Raw genomic sequence first — 20,607 nt, forward strand, 5'->3', positions numbered from 1 at the left:
AATTATTTCTGTTGTTTAAGCTCATGGAACTTCTTCATTACACCCGCTTTGCTAAGCAAGTTGCGAACTGTATCAGATGCTTGCGCACCATTTTGAAGCCATTTGAGTGCTTTATCTTCATCGATCTTAACCACTGCTGGTTGTTCAACCGGATTGTAGTAACCGATTTCCTCGATAAAACGGCCATCACGCGGGGAACGGGAATCCGATACAACCACACGATAGAAAGGCGCTTTATGAGCTCCCATACGTTTCAGACGAATACGAACTGCCACGAAAATTCACCTCCTTCAATAAAATAAATATATTGTAAGCTCGGCTTAACGGAAAGGGAATTTCATTCCCTTACTGAGTCCTTTAAGCTGCTTCATTGCCTTCTTATTGCCCTTCGGCCCCATCATACCACTGAATTGCTTCATTACTTTACGCATCTCATCGAACTGCTTAATCAGACGATTGACTTCCGCAACGGTAGTACCGCTGCCTGCTGCGATCCGTTTGCGACGGGATGGATTGATGATCTCTGGATTCTGCTTCTCTTCTCTTGTCATGGAGAATACGATGGCTTCAATCCGGTTCATCTGCTTGTCATCCACCTTGAGATCCTTGGTCTGCTTCATATTGCTCATCCCAGGAATCATGTCCATGAGCTGATCAAGTGGTCCCAGCTTCTTGATCTGGTCCATTTGCTCGAGGAAATCTTCGAACGTGAACGATGCGGTCCGCATCTTCTGTTCCATTTCCTTCGCTTTAGCCGTGTCAATGTTTGACTGGGCCTTCTCGATCAAGGATAGCATATCGCCCATGCCCAAAATTCGGGAGGACATGCGTTCCGGATGGAACGGCTCAAGTGCATCCAGCTTCTCACCGAGCGTGATGAATTTAATCGGACAACCTGTAACAGCCTTAACGGAGAGAGCAGCACCACCGCGAGTATCTCCATCCAGCTTCGTAAGCACGACGCCGGTTAGTGATAACTGTGAGTTGAAATGCTCTGCTACGTTTACTGCATCCTGACCCGTCATGGCATCCACGACGAGAAGTACTTCATCCGGATTTACATTACTGTGGATCAGCCGAAGCTCTTCCATCAGCTCTTCATCTACATGAAGACGACCGGCCGTATCAATAATGACATAGTCATGGCCGTTATCCTTGGCATGCTGCAAGCCTTGCTTCGCAATCTCTACTGGGCTTGTCTTGTCACCTAATGTAAATACCGGTGCTTTGAGCTGCTCTCCAAGAACCTGCAGCTGCTTGATCGCCGCCGGACGATAAATATCGCCTGCCACAAGCAGCGGCTTTGCATTTTGCTTCTGCAAGAGCTTCGCGAGCTTACCTGTGGTTGTCGTCTTACCGGCACCCTGCAAACCGATCATCATAATAACTGTCGGCGGTTTGTTTGCCTTGGCCAGCTTCGATTGGCTTCCGCCCATCAGCTCGGTCAGCTCTTTATTTACGATGTCAATGATGACCATGCCAGGAGTGAAGCTCTCCATCACTTCCTTACCAACGGCCTTCTCTTTGACTTTCGAAATAAACTGCTTGACGACCTTGAAGTTAACATCGGCTTCAAGTAAGGCAAGACGCACCTCTCGCATCGCTTCGTTGACATCTTCCTCGCTTACTTTCCCTTTGCCGCGAAGCTTGCTGAATACATTCGTAAGTCTAGCTGTTAATCCTTCAAATGGCATAAACACACCTCCTAAAGTCCATATTGCGAAGGGTAATCCCTATTCCAGAACCTCCAGGTGGTTCACAATTTCATTCATTCTATGTTTGTCTTCACTCGTCATCCCGCTTGATTCAATCATAATCTTAAGCTTCTCTAGGTCAGTAAGCCGCCATTCATGCTTCTCAAGCAAGCCGAGTTTGTCCTCATACATTTCAAGTACCTGCTCTGCACGCTTAATGTGCTCATACACCGCTTGCCGACTAATCTCAAATTCTGACGCAATCTCTCCCAAGGAAAAATCATCATGAAAATAATACTTCAGAAAAGTCTGCTGCTTCTCGGTTAACAGGTTTTCATAAAAATCAAACAGTAGGTTGATTCGATTCGTCTTCTCAAGCCGATTCTCCTGACTCATCTTGAGGGACACTCCCTTCGTCAAGGAAAAACACTTTACACTCATTAACGTTCTCTATCTTACAAAAAACAAAAGAAGATGTCAAGCATAAATCCTTGTCATCTTCTCATTCATTTTATTTTTGATCCCTACACTCACCAATTGGACTTATGAGCACCTATAGTCTGATAGGCGTCAGATAAATAATAACGGTAAAGAAATGCAGCACACTACCTGCCAGAACGAATAAATGCCAGATGGCATGATGGAACGGAAATCCCCGCCATACATAAAAAATTGTACCCAGGGTATAACAAATTCCTCCGGCAACAAGCAGCTCAATTCCGCCTGAAGGGATTGCGGCGGTTAATGGAGCCCATGCAATGACGATCAACCAGCCCATCGCAATGTAAAACAAGGTAGACATAAACAGAAACCGCTTGGTGAAGAAAGCCTTGAAGGCCACACCAAACAAAGCAATCCCCCATATGACTCCAAACAGCGTCCAGCCGAGTGTTCCCCGAATCGCGACCAGCAAGAAAGGAGTATACGTTCCCGCTATGAACAAATAAATGGAGGAATGATCAAAAATCTCAAATAGATCCTTCGCTTTGCCATCCTTCAGAGCATGTACGAAGGTAGAGCTGACATAGAGGAGCAGCATGGACACCCCATAAATCGTAAAGCTGACGACATGCCAGGCTGTTCCATTCATACTTGCGGCAACAATAAGCATTACTAACGCTGCAACACTGAGGAGAGCTCCAATGCCATGGGTAATGGCATTCGCGACTTCCTCTCTCCGAGTATAGGTATAGGTGTTAGCCATAGAATCATCCTTTCAACATCCGCTGCCTGCTATTCAGCAGAACCGAAATCTTTCTACATATTATACTACGTTCACGGCTAATGTTCATCTTTAGGATTCAACGTGCAAAATATTTCAATATAATAGATGCAATTCGATCTGAAGCATGGCCGTCACCGTAAGGGTTAGCAGCTCTTGTCATTCTCCGATACCTTTTTCCTCCTGACAATAACAGATTGATCTCCTTCTTAACCTTGTCATACTCTGTCCCTATACAGCGAAGCGTACCTGCCTTGACACCTTCCGGCCGCTCCGTTTTGTCACGAAGGACGAGTACCGGCTTACCGAGCGATGGCGCCTCCTCCTGAATACCTCCCGAATCGGTCAAAATAACGTAAGCATGATTCATCATATTATGCATATCGCTCATATCAAGCGGCTCAATCAAATATATCCGTTCCGTCCCGCCGAGCATTTCGAACGCCAGCTCTTTTACTGCCGGATTCGGGTGGACCGGATAGATTAATTCGAGTGTCCGATCCTGTTCAATGATCTCTCTCACAGCCTGAAACACCTGTTTCATCGGGCTGCCCCAGTTCTCTCTCCGGTGCATGGTCATAAATATCTTTCTTGTCCCTGGATGAAGCCGCGATAGTAGCGGATGGTCGAATTCCTTCTTGATTGTCCAGCGCAGGGCATCAATCGATGTATTGCCTGTCACGTAGACATGCTCTTTCCGGTGCTCGTTTGCCAGCCTTTTCGCAGCCGTCGTGGTTGGTGCAAAATGTAGATCCGCAACCCGGCCAATGAATTCCCTGTTCATCTCTTCCGGAAAGGGCGCATATTTGTCATAAGTTCGCAGTCCGGCTTCGACATGACCGATCGGGATTTGAGCATAGTATGCACAGAGTGCGGCCGAGAAAGCCGTCGACGTATCTCCATGGACGAGCACAAGATCATATTTCTCGGCCTTCATTACTGGCTCAAGCGATTCTATTAAACGGGCGGTCAAAGCGTATAGCGTCTGCGCCTCACGCATCACTTTTAATTCAATATGCGGTACGATATCAAATTCTTTCAATACTTGAGCCAGCATCTCCTCATGCTGTCCGGTAACACACACAATGGGTTCGATGTCAGGTGCCGCCTCTAGTGTTTTTACTAGGGGCGCCATCTTGATAGCTTCAGGTCTCGTTCCGAACACAACAAGCACCCTGATTCGATGTTCCTCCATTTGATCAGGCCCCCTTTCATTTTTGATAAGTTAAATTGATTCAATCCCTTATCTATATATGATAGAGTCTCTCCATCTCGTAACGGCACTCTATGAAAAAGGACCTTAAACTATTTATTTCTGAACAGGACAACTGTCGGTTTCTATTAATCTATCAATGCATAACCTGTAATTAGAGTGACGCAAAGGAGGTTATCCATCACATGGCAGTTATCATCTATCCTAAGACGATGAACTGGAAGTTTATGCGACAGCGTCCGCAGCAGCTGATGACTGAGCTTGGAGCTAGAGGACACCATGTGTTCTTCGAGAATCTTGCACCCATGAACAGTCAACTGGAGGAAGTAGAACCTGGTGTACATTTATTTACAGATCACCATTCATTTGTGAAGAGACATCTGGACAAATTAAGAAAAGAGCATCCCGTTGTCGTATGGACGACCTGGGCTAAGCAGAGAACAAGACTTTCTGCAATCTATCAACCTGATGCCGTTATCTACGATTGCTGTGATGAGTTTCCGCATTGGGCAAAGTATGAGCATCGGATGGTTGAATCTGCCGATCATCTGGTCGCCACTGCCGAAACGATCCGTACACGTCTTTCTCTGGCCTATCCGGACAAACCCCTTACCCTTATCCCCAATGCCGCTGATGTCAGCATGTTTGATGCGCCTGTTGTCCCAAGACCCCATGATCTGCCTGCAGGTCCAACGGTGGCTTATATTGGCGCTTGGGCTTATTGGGTGGATCATGCATTGTTTGCAAAGACAGCTGAGCAATATCCGAATGTGCAGTTTGTCTCAATTGGTGCACCATACGGAGACATCCCAGGTTACGGTACTCTGCCGAACGTCCATATTCTTGGAGAGAAGCCGCACAGTGAACTAAAAAAGTACTTGCAGCATATTGATGTTGCGGTCATTCCGTTCCTTTATCATCCGATTACCCTTGCCACCAATCCAGTGAAGGCTTATGAATACATGGCTACTGGAGTCAAGGTCCTCTCTACCGCACTGCCGGAATGTATTCGGATGGAGCCGTACATTACTACGGCAACGACTCATGAGGATTTTATTGGTAAGCTGGGACAGATGCTTAATGAACAGGAAGATCCTGCGGCAAGATTGGCACGAATAGCATACGCAAGACTAAATACGTGGGTTCAGCGCGGAGAAGCAGCAGATGAGGTTATCCGAAAGACGCTTCAGCTCAAAGGATTTCATGAATAATAAATATACCGTCTACCTTACGGGAGCTGTCTACAGGAAACAAGCCGCCGCGCATGCCAACAACGCTCTCCATTTATATCAATCGATTCGTGACCAATTATTACAATCCTCTGCACACTGGCTCGTATGGTCTCCCAATGCTCTTCATTTATCCAATCATAACAAGCAGCTGCTTGAAGCCGAACTGAATACTCTATCTCCCGATACCCATTGTGTAGTTTGTCCGGGCAACAGCTTTATTTTTCGAATGGAATGCTTCGTTCATTCAGATACAAGTCTCGTACGTTCTTTACCCTCCGCCTTCTGGCTAAGCTGGGAACTGTACGCCCAGTGCTCAGCCTCGGAACATGCAGCCTGCCTATCTGAAGCACTTCAGCCTATGTTCCTGTCCGCAATACAGCAGCAAAGATATCTGGATCCCGTCTTCCCGCCTACTCTTATCGATAGCAACTATGAAAGTTCCCGTCATCCCATTCTTTCGATACTAAGACGTTCCACAGCTCTCTCTCTAACTTCCCATTCAATGAACTCGCTTGGAGAAACACCACTCATAACAATCATGCTCAGTGTATTCAACATGGGGAGAACCGTAGAGTGGGCGATTCGCTCTGTGCTTGCACAGACCTATCTGAACTGGGAGCTCCTCATCGGCAACGACGCGTCAACGGACAATACCGCTGAGCTTATTAACGAATACGCTATGGATTCACGCGTTCGAATCTTTCACTCCAATACGAACAAAGGCAAGGCAGTAATGATGAATCATCTGCTTGAACATGCGAACGGGAAGTATGTGCTGGAGCTGGACGGTGACGACTGGCTGCCGACATTCGCCCTTGACGCACTGGGCAAAGTCATGACACTGAATCCAGATTCAGGACTTGCTACAGGTGCATGCGGAATATGGCGCCGCAGTAACAATGGTGATTTGTATTACCGAAGTACGGACTGTTTTGACGGAAATCTGGAATCTGCCGACCATGCTCACCCTCCTGTTCCCCGCATGTATGACATAACGGCACTTCAGTTTATCGGCGGATGGCCCGTGCTGCCTGGCCTTTATGGAAGAATATTCGAGGATATCGCGGTCTGCAAGAAATTACTCAAGCATTATTCCTATGTACAGACAGACGAAACGGTATATCACCGGGTCATCCATCCAAGAAGCATCAGCCAGCAGTATTTGCCGCTATATCCACAGTGGAAGGAACGTTTGGAGAAGGAGGTGAAATGATATGAAAATTGCAGCTAGCGGATATTACGGCATGGGCAACTTCGGAGACGATTTGTTTCTCAAAACGTTGCAGCAGGCTTTTTGCAAGCACACCTTATTTCCTTGGAATGGTTACATGGATCCGGCAAAAGTGGATGCGGTTATCATAGGCGGCGGAGATCTGATTACTCCCTACAAGTTCAGCAGCTACTATTTTCCAGCTGCACTTGCCGAGCATCCCATGTGGCTGTATGGGGTCGGGATCGTGGATACGTATCCTCCTGAAACGTGGCCGGCGGATCAAGTCGAGCTTCACAAGCAGTATATCGAGAAGGCGAGACGTGCCATTTTTAGAGACCAGAAGTCACAAGAGCTTGCCACGATCGCCAAGCTTCATACGAAGCCTGAAACGGCACAGGATATGGTCTTCGCTTACCAGGAGCATCCGTTCCCCATGAATCGATTCTCTCTTCGCAAAACGATCGGTGTATGTCTGTTCTCGTATCCTTCATTCCCAATGGAAGCTATGGTTCAATTGCTGCTTAGGCTAAGTACAGAGGGCTTCCATATCGTGCTCATCCCTGTCATTAACCATCCTTCGAACCGCTTCTCGGATTACAGTACTTGTAAACTGCTTGAGCAGAAGATGAAGGAAATAGACAGTGCCGCGTCGGTTCAGACTCTGTCACTCTTGCTCGAAACAGATATCACTTATAACGTGATTCAATCCATGGATTATCTGATCAGCTACAAGCTGCATCCCACACTTGTGGCGCTTCGGGCAGGTGTACCTGTGCTTGCCTTCAGTAAGATGGGAAAGGTGAAGCATCTGCTGTCGCGCTTCCATCTTAACCATTACTATTGCGATTACGCACAACCTTTTGAAGCATATGAAGACATCATCAAACAATTCATTAAGAGCGGTCCTGATGAAGTTAGGGCGGCATTGCCACTCATTCGTCAGGCTGAGCATGAAAGCTATTGCGAGCTGACCCAGCTCGTGTCAGAAATAGAGTCTCTAAAGTAGATAACATCAAGGAGGTCATGTAACGATGTGTTTCTTTTTTCACTCCCGTCTATGGGCAAGAATCAAGCAGCTGGAGGTCCAGCAGGCATTATTGACTGAAAGAGTGGATATGTTAAATGCCCGCATTGAAAAATTGGAAGCCGAAGTCCGCTCTGGAATCGTTGTTAATCCACAGCTGCAGCAATTTCTGGAGAGCAAAATCGGACAATACATCAGCATCAGCACCAGCAGCGTTACTGTTCTTGGCACGGTGCTCGCTGTAGGTACGGATGCTGTTGAAATCCGCGAAACGAGCGGTGATATCGTCATCATTCCTTTTTCACAAATATCGGTCGTTCAATAATGTAATGACTATATTAATGCTTCGGAAACATGCCAATAAGTCTAAGGAGGTACTTGATATGAATTTCAGAGATATGATTCGCGGCTTCTTGGGAAGCGAGGTAGAGGTACTGACGGGTAACGATTATTTGGACGGAACACTCATCTCCATTGATGAAACTACGCTTGTCCTGCAAATTCCACCCATTATCTACGGGCCGCCTGGAGATGTGGCTGTCATTCCATTGTCTTCCGTTGAGCTTGTGCGCGTTCTGGCTGCATAGGATCGGGGTTAAGATCGCTGCAGCATTCGATAGCACATAGCACTTTAATAAAGGAAAAAGAAGACCGCATCCTTTAATGGATCGGTCTTCTTCTTGTTATCTCAGTTAACGCTATATCATTTTACTTCACTGTCTGCATCTTCAGTCTCGGTTTCCTGAATCAATCCTGCAAACAAGGCGTGTACAAACTGCTCCGAATCAAACGGCTGCAGATCGTCTGCCTTCTCTCCGAGTCCAACGAGCTTGACTGGAATATCCATCTCTTGGCGAATTGCGATAACGATACCACCCTTGGCAGTGCCGTCCAGCTTCGTGAGCACGAGACCTGTAACTCCGCTCTTCTCTCCAAATAGCTTGGCCTGACTGAGCGCATTCTGTCCTGTGGTTGCATCAAGCACCATGAGTACTTCATGCGGCGCACCTGGAATTTCACGCTGAATTACACGGAAGATTTTGTTCAGCTCTTCCATGAGATTTGTTTTGTTCTGGAGTCTTCCTGCCGTATCGCACAGCAGAACGTCAGCGCCGCGCTGCTTCGCGGCCTGAACCGCATCAAACATGACTGCCGCTGGATCAGAACCGGCTTGCTGCTTGATCACGTCTACCCCTGCGCGCTGTCCCCATACTTCCAGCTGCTCGATGGCACCCGCTCTAAATGTATCTCCTGCCGCGAGAAGAACCTTCTTGCCTTCATTCTTAAAGCGATGGGCCAGCTTGCCAATTGTTGTTGTTTTGCCGACTCCGTTAACACCAACAAAAAGAATTACTGTGATGCCATCCTTATTCATGTTAAGACTATTATTTTGCTCTGAACGGAGAAGCGCTGTTAATTTCTCCGACAACACCGGCTGCAGCTCAGCCGCATCCTGGATCTTCCGTTTCTTCACTTCGACACGCAGATCATCAATCAGGTCCATAACCGTGTTGACACCTACGTCAGCACCGATCAGGATCTCCTCAAGCTCCTCGTAAAATTCCTCATCAATTTTCTTACGGCGAATGACGAGATCGGACACCTTCTCAACGAAGCCTTTGCGCGTTTTCTCAAGACCATCTTTAAAGATATTGGTTACCGATTCTGTTTTTGTTGATATGCTTTCTTTTAGCTTTTTAAAGAAACTCATAGGTTCCCTCCAACTCAAAATTACAATACATTGGATCAGATTCATAACTTATTAACGAGAAGGTATTATGAATTTGATTCGTACTTAAGCGATTTCCGCTTCCTCATTCTCCAGCTTCACCGAGACAAGCTTCGATACGCCGCCCTCTTCCATTGTAACACCATACAGCACATCTGCTTCCTCCATCGTTCCCTTGCGGTGCGTTACAACGATAAATTGGGTTTGCTCTGAGAATTCGCGCAAATACTGTGCGAAACGAACGACGTTAGCTTCATCCAGTGCTGCCTCGACTTCATCCAATACGCAGAACGGCACAGGACGAACATGTAGAATAGCAAAGAGCAGTGCCATGGCGGTCAAGGCTCGTTCGCCACCAGAGAGGAGCTGCAGGTTCTGGAGCTTCTTGCCCGGCGGCTGTGCGACAATTTCAATCCCTGTCGTAAGCAGCTTGTCCGGTTCATTCAGAATTAGATCTGCTCTACCTCCGCCAAACAGCTTCGAGAACACGGTGCCAAATTCACGCTTAATGGCATCAAATGTCGTCTTGAATCGTTTGGACATTTCATCTTCCATTTCCTTGATGACTTGATAGAGTGTCGTCTTGGCTTCAATCAAATCGTCCTTTTGCTCACTGAGGAAGAGATAACGCTCATTAACGCGTTCATATTCCTCAATCGCACCAAGATTCACTTCTCCCAGCGCGGAGATGCTTCGTTTAAGCCTCTGCACTTCTGCCTTACTGCCTTCAATATCCTCAGGAATGGAGTAGTGCTGCTTCGCAAGCTCATAAGACAGCTCGTACTCGTCATTCAGCTTTTTCAAAATATTTTCAAGCTCCACGTCCAGACGATTCACACTGATCTCCGTCTGACGAAGCTCGTCTTCACATGCTTTCAGACTGATACGCTGCTCTTTGGTCTCATTCTCTTCAAGCTCAAGCTTCTTCGTAAGCTGGGCTCTAGCTGCACGTTTGAAATCAAGCTCCCTTCCGGCTTCCTCCTTCTTGAGACGGTAGCGGTTCAGGTCCTCCGTCTGCTTAACGCTCTCTTCTGCATTGGTTTTGAGGTCCGCTTCTACAGAGGCCAGCATCGTACGATTCCGGTATCTTTCTTTGTCCGAATTCTCGTATTCCCGCTCCATTCTGCGAACCTGCTCTTCTACGGAGAAGCGCTCCTGATCCAGCTTGCCCTCACGAACCTTCAATATCGTCAGCGAGTTCTGGAGCTCCTCCTTGGCAGATTCATTCGCTTTGCGGGCAAACTCTGCAGCATGAATGGCTTGATGTGTCGCCTTTTCCTCTTCTTCCAGCTTCATCAGCGACTGTTCAGCAGCTGCACGGGTATCTTCAAGCGCTTTAATTTCATCCTTGAAGCCCGATTTCTCCGCACCGGCAGCCTCAACCTGAGTAAGCACATGTGCCAGCTCATGCTCAAGCTGTTTGAGCGACAGCGAGGCTTGCTGCTCTTCTGTCCGTTTCTCATCGCCATCATGACGAAGCGTGTCGAGACTGGTCTGACACTGCTCCATTTGAGCCTTCACTTCTTCCAGGCTTCGATGCAGCTTAATAATCTGATTCTCCGTCTCCATAATGTCATGATCCAGCTGATCCAGCTGACGCTTACGGGACAAGAGACTTGTATTCTTGCGGTACTGACTTCCCCCGGTCATCGAGCCGCCTGCATTCACCACATCACCTTCAAGCGTAACGACACGGTAACGATATTGACAGCGGGCTGCGATTCGGTTCGCATCTTCCAGATTCTCTGAAATAATTACATTGCCGAGCAAGCTTCCTACAATGGCTTCATATTTAGAATCAAACTGCACCAGCTCGGTCCCGATACCAACAAACCCCTGCAATTCAGAGATCATACTCCGATCAGAGGCGCCGATCGCACGTGGCCTGATAACGTCCAGCGGCAGGAAGGTAGCTCTTCCGAGCTGACGCTGCTTCAGGAAGGAGATCGCCTGGCGGGAGACGGACTCATTCTCCATCACCACATGCTGGAGCGATGCTCCAAGTGCAGTTTCAACGGCCATCTCTACTCGCTCCGGCACTTTGATCAGTTCTGCAACCGCACCATGTACGCCATGCAGCACATTCTTCCGCGATGCCTTAAGTACCTCTTTGACACCGGTGTTAAACCCATCGAAGTCATCCTGCATTTCCTTCATCGTGTCACGTCTTGAAACTTGAGCTTCCCGCTTCTGCTCCCATTTCCGTACAGTGCTCTGACTCTCAGACAACAGCTTCTGCAGTGATTGAAGCCGCTCACTTTCTGTTATATATCCATTTCGCAATGAGCTGATCTCCGTACCAATCTTCTGAATCTGCTGGGTCAGCTCTCCTTTGCGTTTAAGAATATCTGTCTTCTGGAGCTCCCACTTGTCCGACTCTTCACCGGCACGGTTCAGTCTCCGTTCGATAGCTTCCTTCTGCTGATCAGCATAGCGAATCTCATTACGTGCCTGCGCCATTTGGTTCATCAGCTCCAAGAGGTTCCCCTTCAGGCTCTCCTCCTGCTCCTGACTGATCCCTCCGGTTACACCTACCAGCTTCGCTTCCTCGGCAGACAGCTGTTCACGCAGCTCATCAAGCTCCTGCTGTATTCCAGCCAGCTTGCTCTTAAGACCGTCCAGTTCAGCCTCACGCTCCGCATACCGCTCCTCACTGCCGGTTAAGGAATTAAGCAGCTGCTCCCGGTTTGCTTCGAGATTCTTGAGCCGTTCCTTGAGCAGTTCACGATATCCTTCACTCTTCTCGGTAGCTTCACTGTAGTGCAGCAGCTCGCCCTGAAGACGCTCCACGTCCTCTTCTACCTGGCGAAGCTCTGTCCGATCCTGTTCCAGAATAGCATCATGTCTTGATACAATCGTAGATAATTCCAGCTGCTGTTCCTTAAGCTCGTGCAGCTTCTCATTCGCTTCACTCCAGGCCGTATGAATCTGCTCGATCTGGTATACGTATAGAGACAGCTCCTTCTGCTTCAGTTCAGCTCTAAGCTCTTTATAGTGCTTCGCCTTCTCAGACTGCTCCTTAAGCGGTCCGATCTGATCCTCTAGTTCCGTAACCAGATCATGTATCCGCAGCAAATTTTGCTCGGTATCGTCCAGCTTCCGCACAGCATCTTTCTTGCGTGATTTATATTTAACAATACCGGATGCCTCTTCAAAGATCCCTCTGCGATCCTCGGAACGCGTACTTAGAATTTCCTCAATCCGCCCTTGTCCGATAATCGAATAAGCTTCTTTACCGATACCGGTATCCATAAACAGCTCCGTAATATCCTTTAGTCTGCAGGACTGTTTGTTAATAAAATATTCACTATCACCGCTGCGATGAACACGGCGTGTTACCGTGACTTCACCAAAATCGAGTGATAAGACATGATCTTCATTATCCAAGGTCAGTGACACCTCGGCAAAATTCACAGGCTTGCGAGTATCACTGCCGGCAAATATAATGTCTTCCATCTTGCCGCCGCGGAGTGATTTCGCACTCTGTTCTCCTAGAACCCAACGGATGCCGTCGGAAATGTTGCTCTTCCCACTCCCGTTGGGGCCTACAACAGAGGTTATACCGCGAACAAACTCCATCTCTGTTCGATCGGCAAACGATTTAAAGCCCGACAGCTCAATACGTTTTAAATACATCTTGTTCTTGACACCTCCAAGCTTCTTGCCACGGTCCTACACGGGTATGTACATCCGTTATTATTGTAGGGGAAACGTCTCTTGAAGTCCATTTCTTCTACATCCTAAGAGCATACCATAACTTCATTTGGGATTTATACAAAATCCCTAAGCAACAAAAAGAAGAGCAAAAAGCAGTCCTTCCCATTCCATCATTAGCCTGATAACTAAAGCGGGCTGCTCTTTGCTCTTCGTTTGTAAGAAAAGACAGGCCGCCAATACAACGGCTGGTTTCTTGTTCTTGAGATATAAGAAGATCTCACTACTCCGTTAGATTTTCTTATGAATTAAGAATCCGCAAAAGCGGTCTGCCGATCCATTCCTAAGGAAGCTTCAGCGTACTTAACGCGATTTGTGCCGCCTTCTGTTCTGCTTCCTTTTTCGAGCGGCCGTTACCACGGCCTAATCTCTGACTGCCCATATAAACTTCGGAGACAAACTCCCTCTCGTGAGCGGGACCTTTTTCCTCAACGATTCGATATTCGAGCACACCCATATTATGATGCTGGGTCAATTCCTGCAATTCAGTCTTGAAATCGGTAAGCACGAGTTCACCTTCCACAATAAGGCCGGCAAAGATGTGCTTATCCAAAAATTTCTTCACTGCAACAAGGCCTTGATCCAAATAAAGAGCACCGATAAATGATTCGAAGACATCTGCCAGGAGAGCGGGACGATTTCTGCCCCCTGTCAGTTCTTCCCCTTTGCCCAGAAGTACAAATTTGCCGAATTCCAGAGCCTCAGCAAATTTCACGAGTGAGGGCTCGCGTACAAGTGCTGCCCTCATCTTGGTGAGTTCTCCTTCCGGACGATTCGGATGTTCATTGTATAGATACTCCGATACCGTCAGCTCAAGTACAGCGTCCCCGAGAAACTCGAGTCGTTCGTTATCCTGGCTTTGACTGAATCTGTGCTCATTCACATATGAAGCATGAGTAAAGGCCTGCTTTAACAATTTGCGATTGTTAAACTCGATTTGAAGTTTGCGCTCTAATTGTTTCAGATCTGCATTCAATCGAATCGGACCCCTTATGATTCATATTTTTTGAGAATTACAGTTGCATTGTGTCCGCCGAATCCGAAGGAATTTGATAGCGTGTATTCCAGTTCAGCTTCACGCGGAACATTCGGTACGTAATCCAGATCACAAGCCGGATCAGGATTCTCCAAATTAATCGTTGGCGGAATCTTCTGATTCTTAAGTGCCAGCGCACAAATGATTGCTTCTACACCACCAGCTGCTCCGAGCATATGACCTGTCATCGATTTGGTAGAGCTTACTGCCACTTTATAGGCGTGTTCACCGAGTGCAAGCTTAATGCCTTCCGTTTCGGATTTGTCACCAACCGGAGTTGATGTTCCATGAGCGTTGATATAATCAATATCCTCAGGATTAATGCCAGCGTCTTTTATCGCCATCTTCATGCTGCGTGCGCCGCCTTCCGGATCCGGATCAGTCATATGCTTCGCATCCGCAGATAGTCCGTAACCGACAACCTCACCATATATACGGGCACCACGAGCAAGCGCATGCTCTAGTGATTCGAGGATAAGAATTCCAGCCCCTTCCCCCATTACGAAGCCATCACGGCCTGAATCAAATGGGCGGCTTGCTTTTTCCGGCTCATCATTGCGGGTAGACATCGCACGCATGGAATTAAATCCTGCCATGCCTGTTGGACGAATCGTAGCTTCTGCTCCGCCGCAGATCATGGCATCCGCATCTCCGCGCTGAATCATTCGCATGGAGTCCCCAATGGAATGACTGCCTGTAGCACATGCCGTTACCTGGGTCGTATTTGGACCCTTCGCACCAAAGCTAATAGACAGCTGGCCTGATGCCATATTCGCGATCATCATCGGAATAAAGAACGGGCTTACCCGCTTCGGACCTTTTTCCAAAAGAATATTGTGCTGGTCTTCCCAAGTACCGAGACCCCCGATACCAGAACCTACGGATACACCGATGCGCTCGGCTTCGATATTCTCACCAATTTGCAGCCCACTGTCATTGATCGCCTGGCCTCCAGCGGCAACGGCAAATTGAACAAAGCGGTCCATCTTGCGTGCATCCTTGCGGTCCATATAATCTTCAGGATTGAAATCCTTAATCGACGCTGCAATCTTGGAGTTGTAGTCGCTCACATCAAAGGCTTCGACAAGCGATACTCCAGATTTACCTTCCATCAGACTGTTCCATAGCGTATCCAGGTCTTTACCAATCGGGGTCATGACACCCATGCCTGTAATAACAACTCTTCGTTTCAAATCCATTTCACCTCTATATTGACTGCATATTTCTATGCAATTAACAGATTTTAATGTAATGAAACCCATTCTATACATGTCGTTATGATAACAAACACCTATAAAATGGGCCTTCATAAGGGCTCTATGCCTTTAGCTTGCAAAATTGGAGGGGAAGCTCCGTATGAGATAAGACCTGCTTAACTCACGGAGCTTCCTCATATGACTTAGGTATGAGATTGTATGTAGTTTACAACTTCACCTACGGTCGTGATTTTCTCTGCATCTTCATCAGAGATCTCCATATCAAACTCGTCTTCGAGTTCCATTACCAATTCAACAACATCTAGAGAGTCAGCACCCAAATCATCTTTGAATGATGCTTCCAATGTTACTTCAGCTTCGTCAGCGCCTAAACGATCTACAACGATACGTTTTACGCGTTCCAATACGTCGGACATCCGGTTCACCTCCCTTTCCGTATTATACGAGAATCAATCGTAAAATGCCATAGAACCTACATCACCTTCATATCAAGGGGCGAACAAGTACTCCGGCTGGTCATCCATTACGGGTAAAATTACATGTACATGCCGCCATCCACATGCAGCGTTTGACCTGTCATGTAGGATGCAGACTCGGAAGCAAGGAATAGAGCAACCCCTGCCACTTCTTCCGGACGTCCAAGCCTTGAGAGCGGTATCCCAGACAACATACCTTCTACGAGTTCGGATGACAAGCCCTGTGTCATTTCGGTTTCAATAAATCCAGGAGCGATGCAGTTCACCGTAATTCCGCGGGATGCAAGCTCCCGGCTTGAGGATTTAGTAAGACCAATGACTCCTGCTTTAGCAGCTACATAGTTGGCTTGACCTGGATTACCCAGCACACCGACTACAGATGAAATATTGATAATTCGTCCATAGCGTTGTTTCATCATCGGTCGAGTCACCGCTTTGAGGCAATTAAAGACGCCTTTCAAATTGGTTTCGATTACTTGATCGAATTCCTCTTCCTTCATACGCATGATTAAATTATCTCTAGTAATACCTGCATTATTCACCAGAATATCAATTCTGCCCAGCTGGTCCACCGTTTCTTTCACCAATTGGTCCGCTTCAGCTGTAACGCCTACATTGGCTTTGATCGCGATGGCTCTGGCTCCTTTGGCTTCAATGAGCTGTACAACTTCGGCCGCAGCTGCTTCGTTGCCCGCATAGTTCACAGCAACATCAGCGCCTGCATCGGCTAGAGCCAATGCGATACTGCGACCGATTCCGCGTGATGCACCTGTTACAAGAGCAACCTGGCCTTTAAGTGTTGTGGTCATCTTGTTGTTCCTCCTTTCCCCAAATATACCTGTGGAAATGATTCAATCTCTACAGCTCAGCAGCAAGAGCATTCAAGCTATCCAAGCTGTTTACGTTGTATACTTTAACCGTTCTGCTTACCTTCTTGATGAGTCCACTGAGTACGCTGCCAGGGCCGATCTCCACAAAAGTGTCTACCCCCTGATCCATCAGCCATATCACGGTATCTTCCCATTTGACCGAAGAATATACCTGCTGCGCCAAAAGATCACGGATAACTTCACCCTCAGTTACGGGCTCAGCGTTCACATTCGCCACCACAGGTATGCTTGCATTACGAAGCTCAACAGAGGAGAGCTGGTCAGCAAGCCTAGCAGATGCCTCTTTCATCAGTGAAGTATGAAAAGGGCCGCTGACTTCAAGAGGAATTGCCCGTTTAGCTCCGGCTTCCTTGACACGATCTATCAGCTGTGCCACTCCGTCCTTAAGACCGGATACCACAATCTGTCCCGGTGAATTAAGGTTCGCCAACTCAACGAGATAGTCCTTCCCTTGAGCCGAAATTTTCTCGCATAGCAGAGCTAGCTGATCACGATCGGCCCCGAGCACGGCAGCCATAGCTCCACGTCCGCCCGGAACGGCTTCTTCCATGTAGGTCCCTCTCGCCCTAACAACAGCAACCGCATCCTCAAAGGACATTACACCAGCTGCGACCAGCGCACTGTATTCACCCAAGCTGTGGCCTGCTGTGTAATCAGCGGTAATTCCTTTCTCACGAAGTGCCTCATATAAAGCAATACTCGCTGTCAAGAGCGCTGGCTGTGTGTTCTTCGTTTGCTTGAGTTCGGTATCCGGACCTTCAAAGATCAGCGAGCTCAGCGAAAAACCAAGCTTCTTGTCCGCAGTCTCAAAGACATTGCGGGAGGACGTTACATTCTCATATACGTCTTTCGCCATCCCAACGGTCTGTGAGCCTTGACCCGGAAATACAAAAGCGATTTTCCCCATCTATTCATTGCTCCTTTTTACGATCTAAAGTGAAAAGCTTGCAGTGAGGCACCACGAAATGTGTGCATGGCAAGCTATTACCACACCAGCACAGAGGCTCCCCAAGTGAGTCCGCCGCCGAATCCGACCATTAGAATGGTGTCTCCTGCCTTCATCCGGCCCTCTTCAGCAGCTTCCACCAATGCTAATGGAATCGAGGCGGCGGAAGTATTCGCGTATTTATCAACATTAATGACGACTTTATCTTCAGGAAGCTCAAGACGCTGCATAGCAGACTGAATAATACGAATATTGGCTTGATGCGGAATGAACAAGTCGACATCTTCTTTGGTTAAACCTGCTTTTTCCAGAACATCAATCGTTGCGGTTCCCATTACTCGCACTGCAAATTTAAATACTTCTCTACCGTTCATATAAATGTAGTGCTGTTTGTTAGCTAGTGTAGTCTCAGATGCAGGCAGTCTCGAACCTCCTGCTTGGATGTTAAGAAGCGGCCCGCCGGCACCTTCTGCACCCAGATCAAAGGATTTGAATCCACGACCTTCAGGAACCTCTCCCAAGATGACGGCGCCTGCTCCGTCTCCAAACAGAACAGCCGTATTTCGATCTGTATAATCCGTAATGCGAGACAAGCAGTCTACACCAATCACAAGCGCGTTATTATACATTCCTGTTTGAATAAAGCTTGTTGCAGTAGCCAGACCGTATACAAAGCCGGAGCAGGCTGCAGACAAATCGAACGCAGCAGCACCCTTGGCTCCCAGCTTATCCTGTAAAATGCATGCCGTTGATGGAAACGCACTATCCGGAGTTATAGTAGCAACAATGATCAACTCAATATCGCTTGGTGAAATCCCTGCAGATGCAGCAGCCGCTTTGGCAGCTTCGTATGCAAGATCCGAGGTCGCTTCTTCAGGGGCCGCAATATGACGTTCGCGAATACCCGTACGGGAGACAATCCACTCGTCACTGGTTTCCATCATTTTTTCCATATCATGATTCGTCAGAATCTGTTCCGGTACGTATTTCCCTGTCCCAATGACACCGACTGGACGCAAATGTGTATTCTTCATGTCACTCAACTCTCCCGCTAATTTCCTTAGATATACTTTCAACCAACTGGTTGGAGATGGCAAGCCTTGCCTGACGCACCGCATTTTTAATTGCATTCGCATCGGCAGAGCCATGGCTCTTCACGACTAGACGACTAAGGCCAAGCAGCGGTGCACCTCCATGCTCCTTATAATCAAGCTTGCCCTTGAGCGCACGCAGCTCCGGCATCAGCATTGCAGCTGCCAGCTTGCTCTTAAGCGACGAGGAGAACTGCTCTTTTAACAAAGAAAAAATGCCCGCAGCCGTGCCTTCAAGCGTCTTCAGCATGATATTGCCGGCAAATCCGTCACATACCAGTACATCACATCCGCCCATCAGCACTTCTCTTGATTCAACATTGCCAACAAAATGAATAGGCAGCTCTTTCAGTAGCGGAAAAGTATGCTTGGTGAGCTCATTTCCTTTGCCTTCTTCAGTACCTACATTTAAGAGTCCTACTCTTGGCTTATCAATTCCATGCACCTTCTGCCGATACAAGCTTCCCATAAGTGCATACTGAGCCAGATGCTCAGGCTTGGCATCCATGTTGGCGCCGAGATCCAGAGCAAGCATTCCACGATCATCGATCGTAGGAATCATCGGGGCCAGAGCCGGACGCTCGATGCCTTCCATTCTGCCAACGACAAGGAGTCCTGTCGTCATGAGCGCTCCCGTATTGCCGGCAGAGATCATGGCATCCGCTTGTCCTTCGCGAAGCATACGCCCCGCAACAACCATAGATGCATCCTTCTTCCGCCGAACCGCCTTCACCGGCTCATCATCTGAACCAATGACCTCTGAAGCATGAATTACGGTTATACCCGATGGACGATCTGCGCCCAGCAAAGGATTAATCTTGGCTTCATCGCCGACAAGTACGATCTCCGTATCGTTCCATTCTTTTGCAGCAAGCACTGCACCTTGGACTGTCGCTTCCGGTGCATGATCGCCTCCCATTGCATCAATGACGATCTTCATGATGAACTCCCCCTTCGTCACTATCTTGCCCGGCGGATCGGTAAATGACGAAGTTTCCTTGAAACACCATTTCCTCACCGACATATGCAAACACTTCTACCTTGGCTTTGCCCTTCTGCTCGGGAGTGGAACGCACATATGCCTTCGCAATGCACTTCTCTCCTAGATGCACCGGTCTTACAAACCGGATGTCCGCAGAAGCGGTCAGCGCAATCTCATCGTTAATGACAGCAACAGCAAGTGAATTGGCTTGTGCAAATACATAATGTCCACGTGCTATTCCTGTTCTTGAAAATACATGCTCTTCTCTAATCTCAAAAATGGAAATACCGCTCTTATCCAGCTGAAGGTCAACAATATCCCCGATGATTTCATGCAAAGGCAATGAGCGCACTTGATCATACGATCTCTCAGCCATCAGCTTCATCCGCTCACGAAGTTCAGGTATGCCGAGCTCCATCCGATCCAGTCGAATCGTCTGAATGCTCACCTTAAGTAATCTTGTCAGCTCTTGGTCGGTGATAAAAGGGTTATCCTCAATCATTTGAGTTAGCTGCTGCTGTCGTTGTCGCTTCGGTATTCGTTCTATGATCAAGCACCCCCCGCTTATGTGACTTCAAAGACCCATTAATTTATATTCAAGATTCAAGTCCAATCTATATGACACCAGCGTACAGCTCTTTACCTCGTGAGGTGGACAATTCTTAATATAACTATCTCAGGAGTCATTGAGCGACTGAATTGTTCATCACCCATCTGTGTTCGTATGTACGCAAACTTTATAAAAATGAATCAATTTCATAGTACCTTTAGCTGCTTATATCAAGGGTATATATAGTTTCAAATTTACCTGTTTAATGATTTATGAAATTGATTCAAATATGGATTAAATAAAAAAGAAACACCGGTTAGAACCAGGTACTAATGCTTAGTATAAAACATGTAGAACCAAAAAGAAAGGGGCCGCTAC

General features: G+C 47.5%; 20 protein-coding genes. 5 read left to right on the plus strand and 15 right to left on the minus strand.

Features of this window, described 5'->3' with window-relative positions:
* Positions 1–2: 2 nt before the first annotated feature.
* The 5 genes from rpsP to wecB form a co-directional block, all read right to left on the minus strand.
* Positions 3–275, minus strand: a complete 273-nt coding sequence (gene rpsP / locus ACFQ3J_RS10605) for a 30S ribosomal protein S16 (protein WP_047909749.1) — start codon at positions 273–275, stop codon at positions 3–5.
* A gap of 45 nt (positions 276–320) precedes the next feature.
* Positions 321–1,694, minus strand: a complete 1,374-nt coding sequence (ffh, locus tag ACFQ3J_RS10610; protein ID WP_091155041.1) for a signal recognition particle protein — start codon at positions 1,692–1,694, stop codon at positions 321–323.
* A 39-nt stretch (positions 1,695–1,733) separates the two neighbouring features.
* Entirely contained in the window at positions 1,734–2,090 is a 357-nt protein-coding gene (locus ACFQ3J_RS10615) for a putative DNA-binding protein (RefSeq protein ID WP_091155039.1), read from the minus strand.
* A gap of 157 nt (positions 2,091–2,247) precedes the next feature.
* A complete protein-coding gene (gene trhA / locus ACFQ3J_RS10620; protein ID WP_091155037.1) occupies positions 2,248–2,898 on the minus strand; it encodes a PAQR family membrane homeostasis protein TrhA in 651 nt (216 codons plus the stop codon).
* 97 nt (positions 2,899–2,995) lie between these two features.
* On the minus strand, positions 2,996–4,111 hold the full coding sequence (wecB, locus tag ACFQ3J_RS10625; RefSeq protein WP_091155035.1) for a non-hydrolyzing UDP-N-acetylglucosamine 2-epimerase: 1,116 nt from the start codon (positions 4,109–4,111) through the stop codon (positions 2,996–2,998).
* Positions 4,112–4,314: 203 nt separating this feature from the next.
* On the opposite strand from wecB, the gene ACFQ3J_RS10630 reads away from it, so the two are divergent.
* From ACFQ3J_RS10630 to ACFQ3J_RS10650, 5 genes are read left to right on the plus strand one after another with little or no spacing between them, the layout of a single operon-like run.
* Positions 4,315–5,340 carry a glycosyltransferase gene (locus ACFQ3J_RS10630; RefSeq protein WP_091155033.1) on the plus strand — a complete coding sequence of 342 codons (1,026 nt, stop codon included), beginning with the start codon at positions 4,315–4,317 and terminating at the stop codon, positions 5,338–5,340.
* A complete protein-coding gene (locus ACFQ3J_RS10635) occupies positions 5,294–6,574 on the plus strand; it encodes a glycosyltransferase family 2 protein (protein ID WP_251584455.1) in 1,281 nt (426 codons plus the stop codon). Before ACFQ3J_RS10630 ends, ACFQ3J_RS10635 begins: the two co-directional genes overlap by 47 nt.
* Before the next feature lies 1 nt (position 6,575).
* A complete protein-coding gene (locus tag ACFQ3J_RS10640; protein WP_251584453.1) occupies positions 6,576–7,580 on the plus strand; it encodes a polysaccharide pyruvyl transferase family protein in 1,005 nt (334 codons plus the stop codon).
* A gap of 25 nt (positions 7,581–7,605) precedes the next feature.
* A complete protein-coding gene (locus ACFQ3J_RS10645) occupies positions 7,606–7,923 on the plus strand; it encodes a mechanosensitive ion channel domain-containing protein (RefSeq protein ID WP_251584451.1) in 318 nt (105 codons plus the stop codon).
* A gap of 58 nt (positions 7,924–7,981) precedes the next feature.
* Positions 7,982–8,185, plus strand: a complete 204-nt coding sequence (locus ACFQ3J_RS10650) for a hypothetical protein (RefSeq protein WP_091155024.1) — start codon at positions 7,982–7,984, stop codon at positions 8,183–8,185.
* 116 nt (positions 8,186–8,301) lie between these two features.
* Here ACFQ3J_RS10650 and ftsY read toward each other — a convergent pair whose 3' ends face one another.
* The 10 genes from ftsY to fapR form a co-directional block, all read right to left on the minus strand.
* Complete coding sequence (gene ftsY / locus ACFQ3J_RS10655; RefSeq protein WP_251584449.1) at positions 8,302–9,309, minus strand: signal recognition particle-docking protein FtsY; 1,008 nt, start codon at positions 9,307–9,309, stop codon at positions 8,302–8,304.
* 84 nt (positions 9,310–9,393) lie between these two features.
* The gene (gene smc, locus ACFQ3J_RS10660; protein ID WP_251584447.1) at positions 9,394–12,963 is read right to left on the minus strand and encodes a chromosome segregation protein SMC; all 3,570 of its coding nucleotides are present in this window, start codon (positions 12,961–12,963) and stop codon (positions 9,394–9,396) included.
* Positions 12,964–13,324: 361 nt separating this feature from the next.
* Positions 13,325–14,017 carry a ribonuclease III gene (rnc, locus tag ACFQ3J_RS10665; protein ID WP_091155017.1) on the minus strand — a complete coding sequence of 231 codons (693 nt, stop codon included), beginning with the start codon at positions 14,015–14,017 and terminating at the stop codon, positions 13,325–13,327.
* A 14-nt stretch (positions 14,018–14,031) separates the two neighbouring features.
* Positions 14,032–15,270 carry a beta-ketoacyl-ACP synthase II gene (gene fabF / locus ACFQ3J_RS10670; RefSeq protein WP_091159057.1) on the minus strand — a complete coding sequence of 413 codons (1,239 nt, stop codon included), beginning with the start codon at positions 15,268–15,270 and terminating at the stop codon, positions 14,032–14,034.
* A 206-nt stretch (positions 15,271–15,476) separates the two neighbouring features.
* On the minus strand, positions 15,477–15,710 hold the full coding sequence (gene acpP / locus ACFQ3J_RS10675) for an acyl carrier protein (RefSeq protein ID WP_025334828.1): 234 nt from the start codon (positions 15,708–15,710) through the stop codon (positions 15,477–15,479).
* A gap of 119 nt (positions 15,711–15,829) precedes the next feature.
* Positions 15,830–16,579 carry a 3-oxoacyl-[acyl-carrier-protein] reductase gene (gene fabG / locus ACFQ3J_RS10680; RefSeq protein WP_091155015.1) on the minus strand — a complete coding sequence of 250 codons (750 nt, stop codon included), beginning with the start codon at positions 16,577–16,579 and terminating at the stop codon, positions 15,830–15,832.
* Between the two features lie 49 nt (positions 16,580–16,628).
* Positions 16,629–17,567, minus strand: coding sequence for an ACP S-malonyltransferase (fabD, locus tag ACFQ3J_RS10685; RefSeq protein ID WP_091155013.1), 939 nt, complete (start codon positions 17,565–17,567; stop codon positions 16,629–16,631).
* 77 nt (positions 17,568–17,644) lie between these two features.
* Positions 17,645–18,640 carry a beta-ketoacyl-ACP synthase III gene (locus ACFQ3J_RS10690; protein WP_091155011.1) on the minus strand — a complete coding sequence of 332 codons (996 nt, stop codon included), beginning with the start codon at positions 18,638–18,640 and terminating at the stop codon, positions 17,645–17,647.
* 1 nt (position 18,641) lies between these two features.
* Positions 18,642–19,637: a phosphate acyltransferase PlsX gene (gene plsX, locus ACFQ3J_RS10695; protein ID WP_251584444.1), complete on the minus strand. Its 996-nt coding sequence runs from the start codon at positions 19,635–19,637 to the stop codon at positions 18,642–18,644.
* The gene (gene fapR / locus ACFQ3J_RS10700) at positions 19,621–20,217 is read right to left on the minus strand and encodes a transcription factor FapR (RefSeq protein ID WP_170862471.1); all 597 of its coding nucleotides are present in this window, start codon (positions 20,215–20,217) and stop codon (positions 19,621–19,623) included. The genes plsX and fapR overlap by 17 nt, the downstream gene beginning before the upstream one ends.
* Positions 20,218–20,607: the final 390 nt, after the last annotated feature.

This window comes from Paenibacillus provencensis (assembly GCF_042678545.1).
Classification (GTDB): Bacteria; Bacillota; Bacilli; order Paenibacillales; family Paenibacillaceae; genus Paenibacillus; species Paenibacillus provencensis.